General features: G+C 67.9%; 2 protein-coding genes. Both read right to left on the bottom strand.

Annotated features, from left to right (window positions below):
* On the bottom strand, positions 1–1,170 hold a 1,170-nt coding region (locus GA0115254_RS02060; RefSeq protein WP_256102360.1), incomplete at its 3' end, for a condensation domain-containing protein.
* Positions 1,170–1,368 (bottom strand): phosphopantetheine-binding protein (locus tag GA0115254_RS45500; RefSeq protein WP_256102359.1); only part of this gene is annotated, 199 nt, incomplete at its 5' end. The genes GA0115254_RS45500 and GA0115254_RS02060, both read right to left, overlap by 1 nt.

Below are 1,368 nucleotides of genomic sequence, written 5' to 3'. Positions count from 1 at the left end.
GAGTTGTTCGACATTCACTTCAAGGTCGTACTTCGCGGCCGACAGCTCGGCCGTCGGCACCTCCGCGGCTCGCAGCCCACGCAGCTCCAGCGCGACCTCGGAAGTGTTCTGCAGCATCAGCATCACCTGGAACAGGGGGTGCCGGCCCAGCGAGCGGGTCGGTGCCAGCTCCTCCACCAGCCTCTCGAACGGCACATCCTGGTGCTCGAACGCCGACAGGCTGGTCTCCTGCACACGCTCCAGCAGCTCGCGGAAGGTCGGGTCGCCCGAGAGGTCCGTCCGCAGGACGAGGGTGTTGACGAAGAAGCCGACCAGATCGTCCAACGCCTCGTCCGCACGGCCGGCGTTCACCGTGCCGATCGGGATGTCGGTACCGGCCCCGAGCTTCGACAGCACGACCGCGAGAGCCGCGTGAAGCACGGAAAAGACCGTCACACCCTCGGCGAGGGCCACCTCCGCCAGACGCTCGTGCAGCGCCGCTGGGACGTCGAACGACACCGAGTGCCCGTGGTAGGAGGACACCGTCGGCCGCACACGGTCGACGGGAATTTCCAGTTCCTCGGGCGCACCCGCCAAGGCAGCGCGCCAGTGGTCGAGCTGACGCGTCATCAGGCTATCGGCGTCATTCTCGTCACCGAGGACCTCACGCTGCCACAGCGCGTAGTCGGCGTACTGGACCGGCATCGGTGGATAGTCCGGCGCCAGGCCCTCACACCTCGCTGCGTACGCCGACGCGAGGTCCCGCGCCAGGGGACCCATCGACCACCCGTCGCCCGCGATGTGGTGGATGATCACGATCAGTACATGCTCTTCGGGGCCGAGCTCAAGGAGTGACGCGCGGATCGGCACCTCCCGCTCCAGGTCGAAGGCATACCCTGCCGCCTCGGCCACCGCCGCGTCCAAGCCCTCCGGCGCCACCTCGGACACCGACAGCTCCCACTCGAGATCGTCCACCGTGGTGATCCGCTGGTACGGCTCGCCGTCGGCCGCGGGGAAGACCGTCCGCAGCACCTCGTGGCGTGCAATCACATCCCGCAGGGCCGCGTTCAGCGCTTCTCGGTTCAGCGGGCCGGACAGCCGCTGGGCGATCCGGATGTTGTAGGTGGCGCTCGGGCCCTCCAGCTGGGAAATGAACCACAACCGGCGCTGCGCGTACGACAACGGAACCATCAGGACTCCTCCTGGTTGCGCATCGGCCGCAACGTCGGCCTAGCTGAACTCTTGTTTTCGAGCTGCTCTGCGATCAGTGCCACCGTCCGCGCTTTGAAGACCAAGCGGAGCGGCACCTCGGTGCCCAGCGCCGCCCGCAAGCGGCTGGCCAGCCTGGCGGCCAGCAGTGAGTGGCCGCCGAGGGCGAAGAAGTCGTCA

This window comes from Streptomyces sp. Ncost-T10-10d (assembly GCF_900091955.1).
Lineage (GTDB): Bacteria > Actinomycetota > Actinomycetes > Streptomycetales > Streptomycetaceae > Streptomyces.
This window is presented reverse-complemented; position numbering and strand designations above follow the sequence as displayed.